This is a genomic window from Allobosea minatitlanensis (assembly GCF_964020775.1).
In genome coordinates this window covers 2,329,432-2,346,647 of record NZ_OZ224509.1, presented here as the reverse complement: position 1 = coordinate 2,346,647, position 17,216 = coordinate 2,329,432, and the positions used below count along the sequence as shown (strand labels likewise).

The 17,216-nt window shown below is 69.4% G+C and carries 15 protein-coding genes and 1 riboswitch; of the genes, 5 read left to right on the top strand and 10 right to left on the bottom strand.

Annotated features, from left to right (window positions below; all coding sequences use genetic code 11):
- The first annotated feature begins 173 nt into the window (after positions 1-173).
- Entirely contained in the window at positions 174-1,457 is a 1,284-nt protein-coding gene (eno, locus tag ACWH43_RS11715; RefSeq protein WP_158446052.1) for a phosphopyruvate hydratase, read from the top strand.
- A 20-nt stretch (positions 1,458-1,477) separates the two neighbouring features.
- On the opposite strand, the gene ACWH43_RS11710 is transcribed toward eno, so the two are convergent.
- Entirely contained in the window at positions 1,478-2,122 is a 645-nt protein-coding gene (locus tag ACWH43_RS11710) for a hypothetical protein (protein WP_158446051.1), read from the bottom strand.
- 167 nt (positions 2,123-2,289) lie between these two features.
- On the opposite strand from ACWH43_RS11710, the gene ACWH43_RS11705 reads away from it, so the two are divergent.
- Positions 2,290-3,225: a DMT family transporter gene (locus ACWH43_RS11705; RefSeq protein WP_158446050.1), complete on the top strand. Its 936-nt coding sequence runs from the start codon at positions 2,290-2,292 to the stop codon at positions 3,223-3,225.
- Here the strand turns inward: ACWH43_RS11705 and ACWH43_RS11700 are convergent.
- From ACWH43_RS11700 to ACWH43_RS11660, 9 genes are all read right to left on the bottom strand, one after another.
- Positions 3,193-3,978 (bottom strand): hypothetical protein, encoded by a 786-nt coding sequence (locus tag ACWH43_RS11700; RefSeq protein ID WP_158446049.1) that lies wholly within the window; start codon positions 3,976-3,978, stop codon positions 3,193-3,195. The genes ACWH43_RS11705 and ACWH43_RS11700 overlap by 33 nt on opposite strands.
- A complete protein-coding gene (tgt, locus tag ACWH43_RS11695; protein ID WP_158446048.1) occupies positions 3,975-5,150 on the bottom strand; it encodes a tRNA guanosine(34) transglycosylase Tgt in 1,176 nt (391 codons plus the stop codon). Before tgt ends, ACWH43_RS11700 begins: the two co-directional genes overlap by 4 nt.
- A gap of 242 nt (positions 5,151-5,392) precedes the next feature.
- On the bottom strand, positions 5,393-5,758 hold the full coding sequence (locus ACWH43_RS11690) for an ArsC family reductase (RefSeq protein ID WP_158446047.1): 366 nt from the start codon (positions 5,756-5,758) through the stop codon (positions 5,393-5,395).
- Positions 5,759-5,768: 10 nt separating this feature from the next.
- Positions 5,769-6,476 (bottom strand): glutathione S-transferase N-terminal domain-containing protein, encoded by a 708-nt coding sequence (locus ACWH43_RS11685; RefSeq protein WP_158446046.1) that lies wholly within the window; start codon positions 6,474-6,476, stop codon positions 5,769-5,771.
- 119 nt (positions 6,477-6,595) lie between these two features.
- The gene (locus ACWH43_RS11680) at positions 6,596-7,156 is read right to left on the bottom strand and encodes a 2'-5' RNA ligase family protein (RefSeq protein WP_260349667.1); all 561 of its coding nucleotides are present in this window, start codon (positions 7,154-7,156) and stop codon (positions 6,596-6,598) included.
- A gap of 152 nt (positions 7,157-7,308) precedes the next feature.
- Complete coding sequence (locus ACWH43_RS11675; RefSeq protein WP_260349669.1) at positions 7,309-7,647, bottom strand: hypothetical protein; 339 nt, start codon at positions 7,645-7,647, stop codon at positions 7,309-7,311.
- Between the two features lie 119 nt (positions 7,648-7,766).
- Positions 7,767-8,900 carry a ribonucleotide-diphosphate reductase subunit beta gene (locus ACWH43_RS11670; RefSeq protein ID WP_158446044.1) on the bottom strand — a complete coding sequence of 378 codons (1,134 nt, stop codon included), beginning with the start codon at positions 8,898-8,900 and terminating at the stop codon, positions 7,767-7,769.
- A 154-nt stretch (positions 8,901-9,054) separates the two neighbouring features.
- On the bottom strand, positions 9,055-11,970 hold the full coding sequence (locus ACWH43_RS11665; protein ID WP_158446043.1) for a ribonucleoside-diphosphate reductase subunit alpha: 2,916 nt from the start codon (positions 11,968-11,970) through the stop codon (positions 9,055-9,057).
- 119 nt (positions 11,971-12,089) lie between these two features.
- A riboswitch (cobalamin riboswitch) is annotated at positions 12,090-12,290 on the bottom strand.
- Positions 12,291-12,432: 142 nt separating this feature from the next.
- Entirely contained in the window at positions 12,433-13,854 is a 1,422-nt protein-coding gene (locus ACWH43_RS11660; RefSeq protein WP_158446042.1) for a short-chain fatty acyl-CoA regulator family protein, read from the bottom strand.
- On the opposite strand from ACWH43_RS11660, the gene ACWH43_RS11655 reads away from it, so the two are divergent.
- The 3 genes from ACWH43_RS11655 to prpC are packed head-to-tail and all read left to right on the top strand — an operon-like array spanning position 13,838 to position 17,207.
- Positions 13,838-14,446, top strand: a complete 609-nt coding sequence (locus ACWH43_RS11655; RefSeq protein ID WP_311734887.1) for an acyl-CoA thioesterase — start codon at positions 13,838-13,840, stop codon at positions 14,444-14,446. The two genes, ACWH43_RS11660 and ACWH43_RS11655, sit on opposite strands and share 17 nt — an antisense overlap.
- Entirely contained in the window at positions 14,443-16,005 is a 1,563-nt protein-coding gene (locus tag ACWH43_RS11650) for an MmgE/PrpD family protein (protein ID WP_158446041.1), read from the top strand. Before ACWH43_RS11655 ends, ACWH43_RS11650 begins: the two co-directional genes overlap by 4 nt.
- A gap of 14 nt (positions 16,006-16,019) precedes the next feature.
- The gene (gene prpC, locus ACWH43_RS11645) at positions 16,020-17,207 is read left to right on the top strand and encodes a bifunctional 2-methylcitrate synthase/citrate synthase (RefSeq protein ID WP_158448061.1); all 1,188 of its coding nucleotides are present in this window, start codon (positions 16,020-16,022) and stop codon (positions 17,205-17,207) included.
- Positions 17,208-17,216 lie beyond the last annotated feature (9 nt).

Here is a 17,216-nt window from a genome sequence, read left to right as displayed (position 1 = left end):
CCGCGCAACCGCCACGCCAGAGCGCGCCTTCGCCCGCATGTCCCGCTTCCATCTGCGGCCTCCCTGCCCTTCCTGCCCTTCCCCCCGGCCGATCGCGCCGATCGGGGCTTCCCGCCGCACGGCCGGTTGGGTAGAAGCGCCTATTCATTCCGCCCGCCCCTTCGGAGCCTGCCATGACCGCGATCATCGACATCATCGGACGCCAGATCCTCGATTCCCGCGGCAACCCCACGGTCGAGGTCGATGTCGTGCTGGAGGACGGCTCGATGGGCCGCGCCGCGGTTCCCTCCGGCGCCTCGACCGGCGCGCATGAGGCGGTCGAGTTGCGCGACGGCGACAAGAGCCGCTATCTCGGCAAGGGCGTGCTCAAGGCCGTGGAATCGGTCAACGTCGCCATCGCCGAGGCGATCGTCGCGATGGACGCCGAGGACCAGACCGGGATCGACCAGGCGATGATCGAGCTCGACGGCACCCCCAACAAGGGCAAGCTCGGCGCCAACGCCATCCTCGGCGTCTCGCTCGCCGTGGCCAAGGCAGCGGCCGAGGCGTCGGGCCTGCCGCTCTACCGCTATGTCGGCGGCACCTCGGCCCGCGTCCTGCCCGTGCCGATGATGAACATCGTCAATGGCGGCGCCCATGCCGACAACCCGATCGACTTCCAGGAATTCATGATCATGCCGGTCGGCGCTCACTCCTTCGCCGAGGGGCTGCGCATGGGCTCGGAGATCTTCCACACGCTGAAGAAGAAGCTGCACGACGCCGGCCACAACACCAATGTCGGCGACGAGGGCGGCTTCGCCCCCAACATCAAATCGGCCGAGGCGGCGCTCGATTTCGTGATGCAGGCGATCGAGACCGCCGGCTACAAGCCCGGCGAGGATATCGCGCTGGCGCTCGACTGCGCCGCGACCGAGTTCTTCAAGGACGGCTCCTACATCTATGCGGGCGAGCGCAAGACGCGCGACCCCAAGGCGCAGGCCAAGTACCTCGCCAAGCTCGTCGGCAACTACCCGATCGTCTCGATCGAGGACGGCATGTCGGAGGATGACTGGGAGGGCTGGAAGGCGCTGACCGACCTCGTCGGCGGCAAGTGCCAGCTCGTCGGCGACGACCTCTTCGTCACCAATGTCGAGCGCCTGTCGCGCGGCATCAAGGGCGGGACGGCCAACTCGATCCTGGTCAAGGTCAACCAGATCGGCTCGCTGACCGAGACGCTCGCCGCCGTCGATATGGCGCAGCGCGCCGGCTACACCGCCGTGATGTCGCACCGCTCGGGCGAGACCGAGGATTCGACCATCGCCGACCTCGCCGTCGCGACCAATTGCGGGCAGATCAAGACCGGCTCGCTCGCCCGCTCCGACCGGACCGCGAAGTACAACCAGCTCCTGCGCATCGAGGAGGAACTCGGCACCCAGGCCGTCTATGCCGGCCGCGCCGCGCTGAAGGCGCTCGCCTGATCAGGTGATTGCTGCCGCGCTCACCAGCGCGGCAGCAGGCTCGCCGCCTGCGACAGCCCCCAGGAGCCCGCCGCCTGCACGGAATCGGCGGCGCCGGAGACGGCATCGACCACCTGCGTCGCCGGCTGGCTCAACAGGCGGCTCCAGGCGTCGTCGCGACCGGAATCGTCGCGCGCGGCCTCCAGGGCCGTCGCCGCCGCCGGAGGCAGGATGACCAAAGGCGCGCCCGTCGCGGCGGCGTGGACCGGCAGCGCGGCGATACGATACTGGGGTAGAACGGCCGCGCCCTCTCCCGCGCGGGGCCTCGCCCGGGCCGCGACCGCGAGCCGCTGCGCGGGCGGCGTCCATTCGCCGCTCCCGGGCCAGTTCAGCGACATCGGCATCGCCAGCGCCGCCGGCAGCCCCGGCGCATTCGTCGCCGCCATCTCGGGCCCGGCGACGGTATTTTCCCCGAGGCGATCGACGATCTTGCCGTCCCGCAGCAGCACCGGCCCCGCCGGGGCGGAAGCCCGCGCCGGGGCACGCTCCCAGGGCGCGCCGGAGACGAGGGCCGGCAAGGTCGCGACCAGGGCGGTGGCCAGCGTCACGCCGAGGGAGAGCAGGAGATGGTGGCCGAGCCGCTTCGCCATGGCCGCGGGCTGCGGGGGATAGCGGTTGCTGGACATCGCCGTCGCTCCGATCGTTCAAGCCCCTTCAGCGCGGAGAGTGAGCCGCCGCCTTCGGGCACCAGAAGGGCTGAAACGCGGCGCAAATGCGGATCGCCGTTTCGAGCGCGGGGGCCATGCGCCATGGCGCGTAACGGCCCCGCCGCCATCCGCGCTATGTCGGCTCCATGGATCAGCGCATCGCCCGCCCCGCCGCAGCGCCGGACACGGAACGCCGCCGGCGCCGGCTGGCGGTCGCCGGGATGCTGCTCAGCGTCCTGATCTTCGGCTCGAACTTCGTCATCAGCCGCCATGCCGTGCTCCACGGCATCGGCGCCCATGACCTGCTGGCGCTGCGCTTCGGCACCGCCGGCCTGCTGCTGCTACCGCTCTTCCTGCGGGCCGGGGGCTTGCGGAACTGCGGCGGCGTCGGCTGGAATCACGGCGTTTGGCTCGCCGTGACCAGCGGTTTCCCGATGACCTTCCTGATGCTGATGGGGCTGACGATGGCTCCGGCCGCGCATGGCGCCACGATCGGCCCGGGCACGGTGACCGTGATCGGCATCGTCGGCAGCGTCGTCCTGTTCGGGGCGCGCCTCTCGGCGCCGCTGATCCTCGGCATCGCGAGCGTGATCGGCGGCCTCGGCTTCCTCGCCTTCGCCGGCAGCCACGGCGCGGCCGGCGACACCTTGCGCGGCGACCTCTGCTTTCTCGGCGTCGGCCTGCTCTGGGGCTTCTACCCGCTGCTGATCCAGCTCTGGAAGGTCGACGGCCTCAAGGGCTCGATCGTCGTCTCGGTGCTGTCGCTCGCCTATCTGCCGTTCTACTTCCTGTTCTTCTTCCGCGGCTTCGACATCGCGCCCTGGTGGGTGCTCGGGCTGCACGCGGTCTATCAGGGCATCATCAACGTCATCCTCGGGCTGTGGCTCTGGGGCTGGGCCGCGCATGTGCTGGGGGCAGCCGTGGTCGGGCGCTTTCCGCCGCTGATCCCGGTCACCGGCACGACGCTCGCCATCCCGGCGCTCGGCGAGATCCCCGGCCCGCTGCAACTGGCCGGTTTCGGCCTGATCATCGGCGGGCTGTTCGTGGCGTCATGGCGCCGGCCGGCGCGCAAGGCCGAGTAGCCCGGCATTCCAGGCGACCGAGACCGTCAGTCCGATCAGCAGGGCGAACCCCGAGCCCAGCGGCACGGCGGCGGCGTAGAGCGCCGCCAGGCCGAGGCCGACCCCGAGCAGGCCGAGCGCGCCGTTGCCGATCAGGGCGGCGGTGGCCGGGCCGCCGATGCGCGGCTGCAGGATCAGCACGAGGCTCGACAGCACCAGCGGAACCCCGGCGAGGACGCCCGACCAGTTCGCGCCGACCTGGTGGCTCGCGAGCGTGACGCCGCCGACAAGCCCGGCGACGCAGGCCGCCCGCAGCGGAATCGCGAACCAGGCGCGCCGGGGCGGCGCGACCGGGCGGGCCGCGAGATAGGGCCGCGCGGCCCGGTGCACGGCGGCGAAGGCGGCGACCGCGAGCCCGGTCAGCGCCCAGGCCGGCAGGCCGAAGCCGCGTGTGGCCAGCAGCGCGACGACCCAGGCGGCGAGCGCCGCCGCAAGGCTGGGCAGCGTCGCGAAGCGCTGCGCCGCGAAGACATAGGCCAGCACGAAGCCGGCATTGGCGACATTGGCGTTCATCGTGCCGCGGGCGCTTTCGGCGAGGAAGGCCGGCTCGTGTTCCAGCGACAGGAAGAACAGGACGGGGCCGAGCGAGATCGGCAGGGTGGCGATCATCGCCGCGATCTTCGGCCCGCTGCGCTCGGCGATCAGCGAGCAGGTGACCACCACCGCGGCCGCGATCGCCATCTTGAGCAGCAGGCCGGGATCGAGGGCCGTCACGCCGGGGCGCCTCCATCCTCGCCCCGGGTCCAGCCCTCCTTCGTCTCGGCGATGAAATCGGCGAGACGCCCGGCCGCGATGGCGCCGCGCAGGCCGGCCATCAGCTCCTGGTAATAGGCGAGGTTCACCCAGGTCAGCAGCATCTTGCCGAGCATCTCCTCGGCCTTGACCAGATGGTGCAGATAGGCCCGCGACCAGTCCTTCGCCGCCGGGCAGGAGGATTGCTCGTCGATCGGGCGCGGGTCCTCGGCGAATTTCGCGTTCTTCAGGTTCATCCGGCCGAAGCGGGTGAAGATCTGGCCGTGGCGGCCGGCGCGCGTCGGCATCACGCAGTCGAACATGTCGATGCCGCGCGCCACCGACTGGAGGATGTCGTCGGGCGTGCCGACGCCCATCAGATAGCGCGGCTTCGCCTGGGGCAGATGCGGCTCGACCGTCTCGATCATCGCCAGCATGACGTCCTGCGGCTCGCCAACCGCAAGCCCGCCAACGGCGTAGCCCTTGAGGTCCATGGCGGCGAGCGCGCGCGCGCTCTCAACCCGCAGATGCGGCACGTCGCCGCCCTGCACGATGCCGAACAGGGCCCGGCCGGGATGATCGCCGAAGGCGGCCTTGCAGCGCTCGGCCCAGCGCAGCGACAGCCGCATCGCCTTCTCCGCCACCTTCTCCTCGCAGGGCAGCGCCACACATTCGTCGAGCTGCATGACGATGTCGGAGCCGAGCAGGTTCTGGATCTCGACCGAGCGCTCGGGCGTCAGCACATGCTTCGAGCCGTCGATATGTGACTGGAAGGTCACGCCCTCCTCGGTCAGCTTCCGGAGCTGCGAGAGCGACATCACCTGGAAGCCGCCCGAATCCGTCAGGATCGGGTGCGGCCAGTTCATGAACCGGTGCAGGCCGCCGAGCCGGGCGACACGTTCGGCGCCGGGACGCAGCATCAGGTGATAGGTGTTGCCGAGCACGACATCGGCACCAAGCGCCCTCACCTGCTCGGGATACATGCCCTTGACGGTGGCGGCGGTGCCGACCGGCATGAAGGCCGGCGTGCGGATGACGCCGCGCGGCATGGTTATCGCGCCGGTGCGGGCGGCGCCGTCGCGGGCGGCGACATGGAAGGTGAAGTCGGCGGTCGCGGCGATGTCGCGCTGCGCGGGCTGAGGCTGTGCGGTCATGGCCTGCGAGGTAGAGCAGAGCGGTGTTTTAGGGAAGAGGCGCCCGCACGAAGGGGGTCATGCACGGCTTCCGCCGCTTGCCGGCGGGCGATTGGGCGGCTGAAGAACGCAAGGTCATCCCGGGCGCAGCGAAGCGGAGACCCGGGATCCACGCCCGAGCACAGCCTTTGAAGGTTCCGGCATGGATCCCGGATCGGCGCGGCTGAAGCCGCTCGTCCGGGATAACCCGCGCCACTAGCCGCTCAATTGGTCCGATCTCCCGCCAGCGCCGCCTCGTAGACCTCCGGCTTGAAGCCCACGACGGTGCTGCCCTTGCCGAGGTCGAGCACGGGGCGCTTGATCATCGAGGGCTGGGCCAGCATCAGCGCGATCGCCTTCTGCGCATCGAGCCCCTGCTTCTCGGCGTCGGGCAGCTTGCGGAAGGTGGTGCCTGCGCGATTCAGCACGGTCTGCCAGCCATGCTCCTTCACCCAGCGTTCGAGCGAAGCCCGGTCGATCCCGCTCGCCTTGTAGTCGTGGAAGGCATAGGCCGCGCCGTGGCCGTCGAGCCAGGCGCGCGCCTTCTTCATCGTGTCGCAGTTCTTGATGCCGTAGATCGTGATGGCCACGTCGCTGTCCTCAGGCCGGGCGCTTCGGGATGTCGAGGCCGCGCTGCACGGCCGGGCGCGACAGGCAGCGCTCCAGCCAGATCGGCACATGGGTCAGGCTGGCATAGTCGACGAGCTCGCCGGCGCCGTAGAAGCCGACGAGGTTGCGCACCCAGCCGAGGATGGCGATGTCGGCGATGCTGTAGTCGTCGCCCATGATCCAGGTGCGGTTCGCAACCCGGTCCTCCAGCACGCCGAGCAGGCGCTTGCTCTCATTGGCGTAGCGGTCGCGCGGGCGCTTGTCCTCGTATTCGCGGCCGGCGAATTTGTGGAAGAAGCCGAGCTGGCCGAACATCGGGCCGATCGCCGCCATCTGGAAGAACACCCACTGGATCGTCTCGTAGCGGGCGGCGGGGTCCTTCGGCAGCAGCTTGCCGGTCTTTTCGGCGAGATAGAGCAGGATCGCGCCCGACTCCCACAGCCCCAGCGGCTTTCCGCCCGGGCCGTCGGGGTCGATGATCGCCGGGATCTTGCCGTTCGGGTTGAGCGAGAGGAATTCCGGCCCCCAGGTCTCGTTCTTGCCGATGTCGATGGCATGCGGCTCATAGGGCAGGCCGAGCTCCTCCAGCGCGATCGAGACCTTCACGCCGTTGGGCGTCGGCAGCGAATAGAGCTGGATGCGATCGGGATGGCGGGCGGGCCAGCGCCTGGTGATCGGGAAAGCGGAGAGGTCGGCCATAAGGGGCTCCGGTTGAATCGGGCGGGCGTCGAAGGCGAACGATAGTGACCTGAGCGGCCAAGGCAACGCGGTTGAGCCGCCCCCGGCCGCAAGGCGCGCTTGCGGCCTTGCATGATCGCTCAGCCGTTCCGCAGCGGCCAGCGCCCGAGAATCTCGTAGTCCCGGCGCGGGATGCTGCGGATCAGCACGAACTCCGTCACGCGCCAGCCCAGCCGCCTGACCCGAAAAGCCCGCGCGCGGCAGTGGTCGTAGAGCAGCGTCAGATGCGGGCGGAACGAAGCCCGCCCGCTCCGAAAGCCGCTCGCCCGCAGCTCCCCCTCGATGGCCTCATGCAGCCGATCGGCGCCGATGACCCCGTCGCTGCCGACCATGACCAGGGCCGGTTTCCCGGCTTTTCGGGTGAAGACCGCCACCGCATCGAAATCCAGCCGGAAGGCGTCCTGCCGGATGCGTTGCCCGACGCGCCGCAACAATGCCAGTTCCGTAAGGTCCGGCTCCCGGGCCTCCGGCCAGCCCCAGAGCGTGACATGGTATTTGCGCGTGCCGCGCGGCGGCCCCGACAGATCGAGCCAATGCCGCAGCGCATGCGCCATCCGGTCGGCCGAGGCCGCGGCGAGCGGGCTGGGCAGCAGCGCGAAGAAGTAGTTCGTCCGTCCTGGAAAACCGGCGCCCGGCGCCATAGCCGCCTCCCCGCTCGGTGGCCGGGGACCAATCTGGAACAAAACAGAAACAACGGCAAGCCGACCGCTTCCTTGCGCCGGGCCGCACTCTGCGGCCGCGAGGACCGAGGCGGGCTGATTTACGCGGAACCTGCCGTGAAAGGCGGCGGGCCCTAAAGCAGGAAATGCAGGCCGAACCCGAGAATGATGCAGCCCGTCGCGACGATCTGCGCGACGAACAGCGGACGCAGCCGCCATTGCTGCGCGGAGCTGAACGCGGCCTTCTCGGCCCGCGTCATCCGCTCGCGCGCCCGGGCCTGCTCGACGAGGACCGTGGGCTCCGGCGAAGGCCCGTCGCGCTCCAGGTCCATGCGTACCGTGACGAAGGCGATGACCAGCCCGAGCAGACCGAGGCCGAAAAAGCCGAGCAGGCGCAAGGCGGCGTAGAACACGCCGATCGCGAGCCCGGCGAACACGGGGAAAGCGAGATAGTCCCACTTCGTGAAGCGCATGGCGCAGCATGCGGGAAGCGGCCGGCCCCGTCCAGCCGGACCGGGCGCCCCAAAAAGCCGATGCCCGGCGCGGGCCGGGCATCGCATGCGGGAACCTGCGGGGAGGCGCCGGCCGGCGCCTACTCCCAGCTCAGCGCGCCGCCGTTCTGGTATTCGATGACGCGGGTCTCGAAGAAGTTCTTCTCCTTCTTGAGGTCCATCGCCTCGGACATCCAGGGGAACGGGTTTTCCGCCTCGGCGAAGACCGGGGCAAGGCCGAGCTGCGCGCAGCGGCGATTGGCGATGAAGTGCATGTACTGCTCGCACAAGGCCGCGTTCAGCCCGAGGAAGCCCCTCGGCATGGTGTCGCGACCATAGGCGGCCTCGAGTTCGGCGGCGTCCTTCAGCATGCCGCGCACCTCCTCCTGGAAGGACTTGGTCCAGAGATGCGGGTTCTCGATCTTGATCTGGTTGATCACGTCGATGCCGAAGTTGAGATGGATCGACTCGTCGCGCAGGATGTACTGGTACTGCTCGGCGATGCCGACCATCTTGTTGCGCCGGCCGAGCGAAAGGATCTGCGCGAAGCCGGTATAGAACCACATGCCCTCGAAGACGACGTAGAAAGCGACGAGGTCGCGCATGAAGCGCTGGTCCGCCTCGGGCGTGCCGGTGGCGAAGGCGGGATCGTCGAGCGACTGCGTGTGCTTCAGCGCCCAGGCCGCCTTGTCGGTGATCGAGGGCACCTCGCGGTACATGTTGAACAATTCGCCCTCGTCGAGGCCGAGGCTCTCGACGATGTACTGGAAGGTGTGGGTGTGCACCGCCTCCTCGAAAGCCTGGCGCAGCAGGTACTGGCGGCATTCCGGGTTGGTGAGGTGGCGGTAGATCGCCAGCACGATGTTGTTGGCGACGAGGCTCTCGGAGGCGGCGAAGAAGCCGAGATTGCGCTTGAGCATGCGCCGCTCGTCCTCGGTCAGCCCGTCCTTCGACTTCCACAGCGCGATGTCGGCCTGCATCGAGACCTCGGTCGGCATCCAGTGGTTGTTGCAGCCGGAAAGGTACTTCTCCCAGGCCCATTTATACTTGAGCGGCAGAAGCTGGTTCACGTCGGCGCGCGCGTTGATCATGCGCTTCTCGTCGACGGTGACGCGGGCGGCGCCGCGCTCGATCTCGCCGAGGCCGGTGGCGTCGGCGACCGGCGCGGTGCCGGCGAGGATGGCGGGCTGCGTGGCCTTGGCGGCGTCGGATTTGGGATCGGACCAGTCGAGCATGGAAAGGGGTTCCGTTCTGAAACTGAAGGGTGTTCCGCCCGGGGCTTGCCCCGGGCCTGTGTTGTGCCGTGCGAGGCTTTCGCCTCGCCCCGCCAACGGTCCCGGCTCCGCCTGGGGCGTCGTCCGGGAATGGCGGGGCTGGCGCGGGGCGCTCCTACTGGCAGGCCTCGCAGGTCGGGTCGTCGAGCGAGCAGGCGCTCGGCACGGCCGCGCCGTTCTCCAGCGGGATGTCGACGATGATCGGCGCCGCGGCCTTGGCGGCGGCCGGCACCGAGGCCGAAACCGCGTTGAGCTTACCATCCGTGCCCTTCAGCGTCGACTTCTCGACATGGGTCGCGGACAGCGCGCGCAGGTAATAGGTCGTCTTCAGGCCGAGCCGCCAGGCGAGGCGATAGGCCTCGTCGAGCTTCCGGCCCGAGGGCTGCGCCATGTAGAGGTTGAGCGACTGGCCCTGGTCGATCCACTTCTGCCGGCGCGCCGCCGCCTTGATCAGCCACTCCGTCGGGATCTCGAAGGAGGTCGCATAGAGCGCCTTGAGATCGGCGGGGACGCGGTCGATCTGGCTGACCTTGCCGTCGTAGTATTTCAGGTCCGAGACCATCACCTCGTCCCAGAGCCCGCGCGCCTTCAGATCGTGGACCAGCCCGGCATTCACCACGGTGAAGTCGCCCGACATGTTCGCCTTGACGTAGAGCTGGCTGTAGGACGGCTCGATCGACTGCGAGACGCCGACGATGTTGGAGATCGTCGCGGTCGGCGCGATCGCCATCGTGTTCGAGTTGCGCATGCCGGTGCTCGTCACCCGCGCCCGCAGGCTCTCCCAGTCCAGCGTCGAGGAGCGGTCGAGATCGACGTCGCCGTCGCGGGCTTCCGAGAGGATCTCGAGCGAGTCGATCGGCAGGATGCCCTTCGACCAGAGCGAGCCCTCGAAGCTCGGATAGCGGCCGCGCTCGGCGGCGAGGTCGACCGAGGCCGAGATCGCATGGAAGCTGATCGCCTCCATCGAGGTATCGGCGAAGGCGACCGCCTCCTCCGACGCCGCCGGGATGCGCAGGACCTGGAGGGCGTCCTGGAAGCCCATGATGCCCAGCCCGACCGGGCGGTGGCGCAGATTCGAGCGGCGCGCCTCCGGGATCGTGTAGAAATTGATGTCGACGACGTTGTCGAGCATGCGCATCGCGGTCGTCACGGTGCGGGCCAGGCGCGCCTGGTCCAGCCCCTCGGCCGTGACATGCGCGGCCAGGTTGACCGAGCCGAGATTGCAGACCGCGACCTCATCGGCCGAGGTGTTGAGCGTGATCTCCGTGCAGAGGTTCGAGGAGTGCACCACGCCGGCATGCTGCTGCGGCGAGCGCAGGTTGCAGGCGTCCTTGAAGGTGATCCAGGGATGCCCGGTCTCGAACAGCATGGTCAGCATGCGCCGCCACAGATCGACGGCCTTGATCCGCTTGAAGACCTTGATCTCGCCGCGCTCGGCCTTGGCCTCATAGGCCTCGTAGGCCTGCTTGAACGGCTTGCCGTAGAGGTCGTGCAGCTCCGACACCTCGTCGGGGGAGAACAGCGTCCAGTCGGCGCCGGCCTCGACCCGCTGCATGAACAGGTCCGGGATCCAGTTCGCGGTGTTCATGTCGTGGGTGCGGCGGCGGTCGTCGCCGGTGTTCTTGCGCAGGTCGAGGAATTCCTCGATGTCGACATGCCAGGTCTCGAGATAGGCGCAGACCGCGCCCTTGCGCTTGCCGCCCTGGTTGACCGCGATGGCGGTGTCGTTGGCGACCTTCAGGAAGGGCACCACGCCCTGGCTCTCGCCGTTCGTGCCCTTGATATGGGCGCCGAGGCCGCGCACCGGCGTCCAGTCGTTGCCGAGGCCGCCGGAATACTTGGCCAGCAGGGCGTTGTCCTTGATCGCCTTGAAGATGCCGTCGAGGTCATCGGAAACCGTCGTCAGGAAGCAGGAGGAGAGCTGCGGCCTGAGCGTGCCCGAATTGAACAGCGTCGGCGTCGAGGCCATGAAGTCGAAGGAGGAGAGCAGGTCGTAGAACTCGATCGCCCGCGCCTCCCGGTCGATCTCGCGGATGGCGAGGCCCATGGCGACGCGCATGAAGAAGGCCTGCGGCAGCTCGAAGCGGTTGCCGCGGACATGCAGGAAGTAGCGGTCGTAGAGGGTCTGGAAGCCGAGATAGTCGAACTGCAGGTCGCGCTCCGGCTTCAGCGCCGCGGCGATGCGGGCCAGGTCGAAACGGCCGAGCTCGGGGTCGATCAGCTCGTTGGCGATGCCGGTCTTCAGATAGGCCTGGAAGTAATCGGCGTAACGCCCGGCCATCTCGGCCTGCGTCGCCTGCTCGGGCTGGCCGTGGACGAAGCTCAGCGCCTCGCGGCGGAGCTTGTCGAGCAGCAGCCGGGCCGAGACCTTGGAATAATTCGGCTCGGTCTCGATCAGGGTGCGCGCGGCCAGGATCGGCGCCAGCGCCAGCTCGTCGAGCGAGATGCCGTCATAGAGGTTGCGGCGGGCCTCGGCCAGGACCGGATCGGCCGAAACGCCGTCGAGCCCGGCGCAGGCCTCGCGCACGACGTTGTCGAGGCGGGCGGCGTCGAGCGGCGCGTAGGAGCCGTCGGCGAGCTTCATCCGCAGCGAGGGGGCGGCGGCCGCGGCCGGCTTCGCCTCGGACAGCGCCCTCGCCCGCTCGCGGGCCCGATCCTCGCGATAGAGCACATAGGCGCGGGCGACCTTGTGGTGCTCGCCGCGCATCAGGGCGAGCTCGACCTGGTCCTGCACGTCCTCGATATGGAAGGTGCGCCCGGTGGCGACGCGGCGCGTCAGCCCGGCGACGACCTGCTCGGTCAGCTCGGCGACGACGTCGTGGATGCGGCGCGAGGCGGCGGCGCTCGAGCCCTCGACGGCGAGGAAGGCCTTGGTCAGCGCGACCGCGATCTTGGCGGGGTCGAAGGGCGTGACCGCACCGTTGCGGCGAATGACCTGATAGCCGGGCTCGTTCGCCGCGGCCGGGGACGGCGACGCGGCGGCGGCCTGAGGAGCGGCAGAGGGCCGTTCGGCTTCAACGGAAAGAGACATCGGCATCAACCCCAAGATCAAGATGTTGGGGGCGAAGGTCGGGCGGCAGCGTCGGGAGGCACACGGCCCTGCAAGGACCGCGACCCGTCACACGCTCCGCCGGGACACTCCACCCGAGGACATAAACCAGGGTCGCGGCAGGTCTCCTGGCTCGCGGATCGTCGTTCCCATCCGTCTTTCCGCAGCCTTGCGGCCCCGGTGACATTACGCTGGATGCGAACGCGCCGCTGACAGGTGCGGGCACAGCGCCGGCCTCTCACCGGCTTCCCTCTTGGCTCTCGATCTTGCGATTCGAGAGACCGTCGACCACCACATTTAGTATCTGGAGCCCCGCTCCTGTCAATAGGTCGTCTCGCGCTCTTCAGCCATCTGTGAAGATCGGGGATCGTCGCGGCGCGGGCGACCCTAACCCTTTTTGGCCGCTCGACAACACCGCGCGAGGCCCCGCCGCGCGCCATCCCCTCATTTCACCGCATAGGGGGCGAAGGCGCTTCTCTGCTCGTCGACATGGAGCGGTTTTCCGACCGGGGGAAAGGCCCGCTGCGGGCAGGCCGGGCGCTCGCAGATGCGGCATCCCGCGCCGATCGGCGTCGCCGCATCGGCATTGCCGAGATCGAGACCGTCGGCATAGACCAGCCGCCCGGCATGGCGCAGGTCGCAGCCCAGCGCGACGGAGAAGGTCTTGCGCGGCTGATGGTAGCCCCCGCGCGCCCGCGAGACCGAGCGCGCCACCCAGAGATAGGTACGGTCGTCCGGCATGCGGGCCACCTGCGTCAGCACGCGCCCGGGCTGGACGAAGGCGTCGTAGACGTTCCACAGGGGACAGGTCCCGCCCACCCGCGAGAAATGGAAATCGGTGGCCGACTGGCGCTTCGAGATGTTGCCGGCGCGGTCGACGCGGATGAAGAAGAAGGGCACGCCCTGGGCGCCGGGCCGCTGCAGGGTCGAGAGCCGGTGGCAGACCGTCTCGAAGCCGACCCCGAAGCGCTGGCCGAGCAGCTCGATGTCGTAGCGGCAGGCTTCCGCCGCCGCGAGGATCTCGCCATAGGGCAGGACGAGCGCGCCGGCGAAATAATTCGCCAGGCCGATCCGGGCGAGGCGCCGGGAATCCTCGCCGCCGAAGCGCCCGGTCGCGACCAGCCCGTCGATCGCGTCGCGATGCTCGAGGAAGGCGAGCTGGGTCGCGATCTGGAAGGCGCGCTGCCCCGTTCCCAGATGCGAGGACAGCCGCAGCACGCCCTCGGCCACGTCGAAATGGCGCTGCCCGCCCTCCTCGCCCTCGGGCCGGAAGGTGGCGACGCGGATGCCGTGCCGGTCCCGCAGCCGCTCGATCAGGGCGGCCTCGGCCTGGCCCCCCGCGGCGCCGAGCTCGCGCGCGATCGCCTCGGCGGCGCGGTCGAGCGGGTCGATATGGTTGTGCCGCTCGTAGAAGAAGTCCCGCACCTCCTCGAACGGCGTCGAGACGGCCGAGGTCAGGGCGGACTGGCGATCGTCGCCGAGCCGCGCCGCCAGCGCCGCGGATTGCTCCAGCGCGCTGCGATAGCGCCGGTGCAGCGAGACCAGCGCGCGCCCGACCGCCGGCATGCTCGCCGCCAGCTCGCGCAACTCCGCCGTCGCGATCTGCTCGCCGATCGCGGGATCGGTCAGCGCCTCCCGCAGATCGCCGATCAGCCGCGCCTCGTCGTCGTCGGAGAAGAGCTGCACGTCGACGCCGAAGGCGGCGTTGAGCTTCAGCAGCACGGGCACGGTCAGCGGGCGCTGGTTGTTCTCGAGCTGGTTGAGATAGCTCAGCGACAGGCCGAGCGCCGAGGCGAGCGCAGCCTGAGTCAGCCGGCGTTCCTCGCGCAGGCGCTTGAGGCGGACGCCCATGAAGGCCTTCTTCATGTCCCGGCTCCTTCGCGCAAGGTCGCTTCGCAAACTTTGCAGATTTGCCGATCCGTCTCCGCAAAACTCCGCAATTTCAGCCCTTTATCGCAGGGTAGTTCCGCAGATATTGCGAAGAAGATCGATGATTGCAAGCGCATGGGCCCGCGGCATGGCAATGGCGGCAGAACAGGGAAGCGAACGTCGCGAGGCGCCGACGCGCTTCGTGGAGTTGGTGTTTCCCGAGCAGTCCAATCATGACGGCACGCTCTTCGGCGGCCATGCGCCAAGCCTGATGGGCAAGGCCGCCTTCGTCGCCGCCACGCGCCGCGCGCGCTGCGCCGTCGTCATGGCGACCCCCGACAAGGTCGCCTTCCACGAGCCGGTGCGCGTCGGCGAGCGCGTCGAGCTGACCGCCGAGGTCACGCGCGTCGGCCGCTCCTCGATGACCGTCACCGTCGACATGGTCGCCGAAGCGCCGGTCTCCGGCGAGACGCGGCTGGCGGTGCGCGGCGCCTTCGAAATGGTCGCGGTCGCCGCGAATGGCCGGCCGATCCGCATTCCCTCCTCCCCCTCCTCCGTTTCCAGCCCATCCGAGGAAACCCAGTCGTGAAGCAGCACAGCGTCCGTACCCATAAGTCCGCCGAGAACCTGCCGCGCCCGCAGCAGCTCGCCTGGAAGATCGCGGAGGTCGCCGCCGACCCGGTCGCGGTCGAGCCCGCCGTGGTCGAGATGATCGGCAACCGCATCATCGACAACGCCGCCGTCGCCGCCGCCTCGCTGACGCGCCGCCCGGTCGCCAGCGCCCGCGCCCAGGCGCTGGCCCATCCCTTCAAGCCCGGCGCCACCGTCTTCGGCCTGGCGGCCGACCGGCGCGTCTCGCCGGAATGGGCGGCCTGGGCCAACGGCGTCGCCGTGCGCGAGCTCGATTTCCACGACACCTTCCTGGCCGCCGACTATTCGCATCCGGGCGACAACATCCCGCCGGTGCTGGCGGTCGCGCAGCATTGCCGGCTCGACGGCGCGGCGCTGGTGCGCGGGCTCGCCGCCGCCTACGAGATCCAGGTCGATCTGGTGAAGGGCATCTGCCTGCACGAGCACAAGATCGACCACATCGCCCATCTCGGCCCCTCCGCCGCCGCCGGCATCGGCGCGGCGCTGAACCTGCCGGCGGAGACGATCTATCAGGCTGTGCAGCAGGCGCTGCACGTCACCACCACCACGCGCCAGTCGCGCAAGGGCGAGATCTCGAGCTGGAAGGCCTATGCCCCCGCCTTCGCCGGCAAGATGGCGGTGGAGGCCGTCGACCGCGTCATGCGCGGCGAAGGCGCGCCCTCGCCGGCCTGGGAGGGCGAGGACGGCTTCATCGCCTGGCTGCTCTCCGGCCCGAAGGCCGAATACCATGTGCCGCTGCCGGAAAAGGGCGAGCCGAAGCGCGCCATCCTCGACACCTACACAAAGGAGCATTCGGCCGAGTACCAGAGCCAGGCGCTGATCGACCTCGCCCGCCGCATGGGCCCCAGGATCAGGCAGGCCGGCGGCGACCTGTCGCGGGTGAAGAGCATCGTCATCCACACCAGCCACCACACGCATTACGTGATCGGCACCGGCGCCAACGACCCGCAGAAGATGGACCCGAAGGCGAGCCGCGAAACCCTCGACCATTCGATCATGTACATCTTCGCCGTCGCGCTGGAGGATGGCGGCTGGCACCATGAGCGCTCCTATGCGCCCGAGCGCGCCAACCGGCCGGAGACGGTCGCCCTCTGGCACAAGATCTCGACGGTCGAGGACCCCGAGTGGACGCGGCGCTATCACAGCCACGACCCGAAGGAGAAGGCTTTCGGCGGGCGCGTCGTCGTGACGCTCGCGGACGGCTCGACCGTCACCGACGAGCTCGCCATCGCCGATGCGCATCCGCTCGGCGCCCGCCCCTTCGCCCGCGCCCAGTACATCGAGAAGTTCCGCACCCTGGCGGAGGGCATCGTCTCCGCCGCCGAGCAGGAGCGCTTCCTCGGCGCGGTCGCGCGGCTGGAACGGCTCGATGCGAACGATCTCGCGGGCCTGAGCTTCGCGGTCGACCCCGCCCTGCCGGGCACGGGCGCGACCGGCATCTTCGACTGGAACGCCAGCCATGGCGGGGCCCGCTCCGGGCTCTCCGTCGTGGCCTGACAAGGGAGGACAGGATGAGCCAGGAAAGCACCGCGCCGGCGAAGCCCGCGCCGAAGAAGTCGGTGGCGCTGTCGGGCGTCGTCGCCGGGAACACCGCGCTCTGCACCGTCGGGCGCACCGGCAACGACCTGCACTACCGCGGCTACGACATCCTCGATGTCGCCGAGCGTTGCGCGTTCGAGGAGATCGCCCATCTCCTCGTCCACGGCACGCTGCCGACGGCGGCCGAGCTCGCGGCCTACAAGGCGAAGCTCGCGGGCCTGCGCGGCCTGCCCGCCGCGGTGCGCTCGACGCTGGAGGCGCTGCCGGCGGCGGCCCATCCGATGGATGTGATGCGCTCCGGCGTCTCGGCGCTCGGCTGCGTGCTGCCCGAGGCGCATGACCACAACCATGCCGGCGCCCGCGACATCGCCGACCGGCTGATGGCCTCGCTCGGCTCGATGCTGCTCTACTGGCACCATTTCGCCCAGAACGGGCGCCGGATCGAGGTCGAGACCGACGACGACAGCATCGGCGGCCATTTCCTGCACCTGCTGCACGGCAAGCGGCCGAATGCGGAGCATGTCCGGGCGATGCACACCTCGCTCGTCCTCTATGCCGAGCACGAGTTCAACGCCTCGACCTTCACCGCGCGCTCGATCGCCGGCACCGGCTCCGACATCTATTCGGCGATCACCGGCGCGATCGGCGCCCTGCGCGGCCCCAGGCATGGCGGCGCCAACGAGGCGGCCTTCGACATCCAGAAGCGCTATGCCGACGCGGACGAGTCGGAAGCCGACATCCGCCGGCGGGTCGAAGCGAAGGAGGTGGTGATCGGCTTCGGCCATCCGGTCTACACCATCGCCGATCCGCGCAACGCCGTGATCAAGGAGGTGGCCCGCCGGCTCTCGCGCGAGGCCGGGGCGATGAAGATGTTCGAGATCGCCGACCGGATCGAGGCGGTGATGAGCGAGACCAAGAAGATGTTCGCCAATCTCGACTGGTTCAGCGCCGTCTCCTATCATCTGCTCGGCGTGCCGACCGCGATGTTCACGCCGCTCTTCGTGATCGCCCGGACCTCGGGCTGGGCCGCCCACATCATCGAGCAGCGGCAGGACAACAAGATCATCCGGCCCTCCGCCAACTATGTCGGCCCGGAGAACCTGCCCTTCGTGCCGCTCGAGGCGCGCGGACGCGCGCCCTCCCCGGCGCGCGCGGCCTGAGGAGAAGAA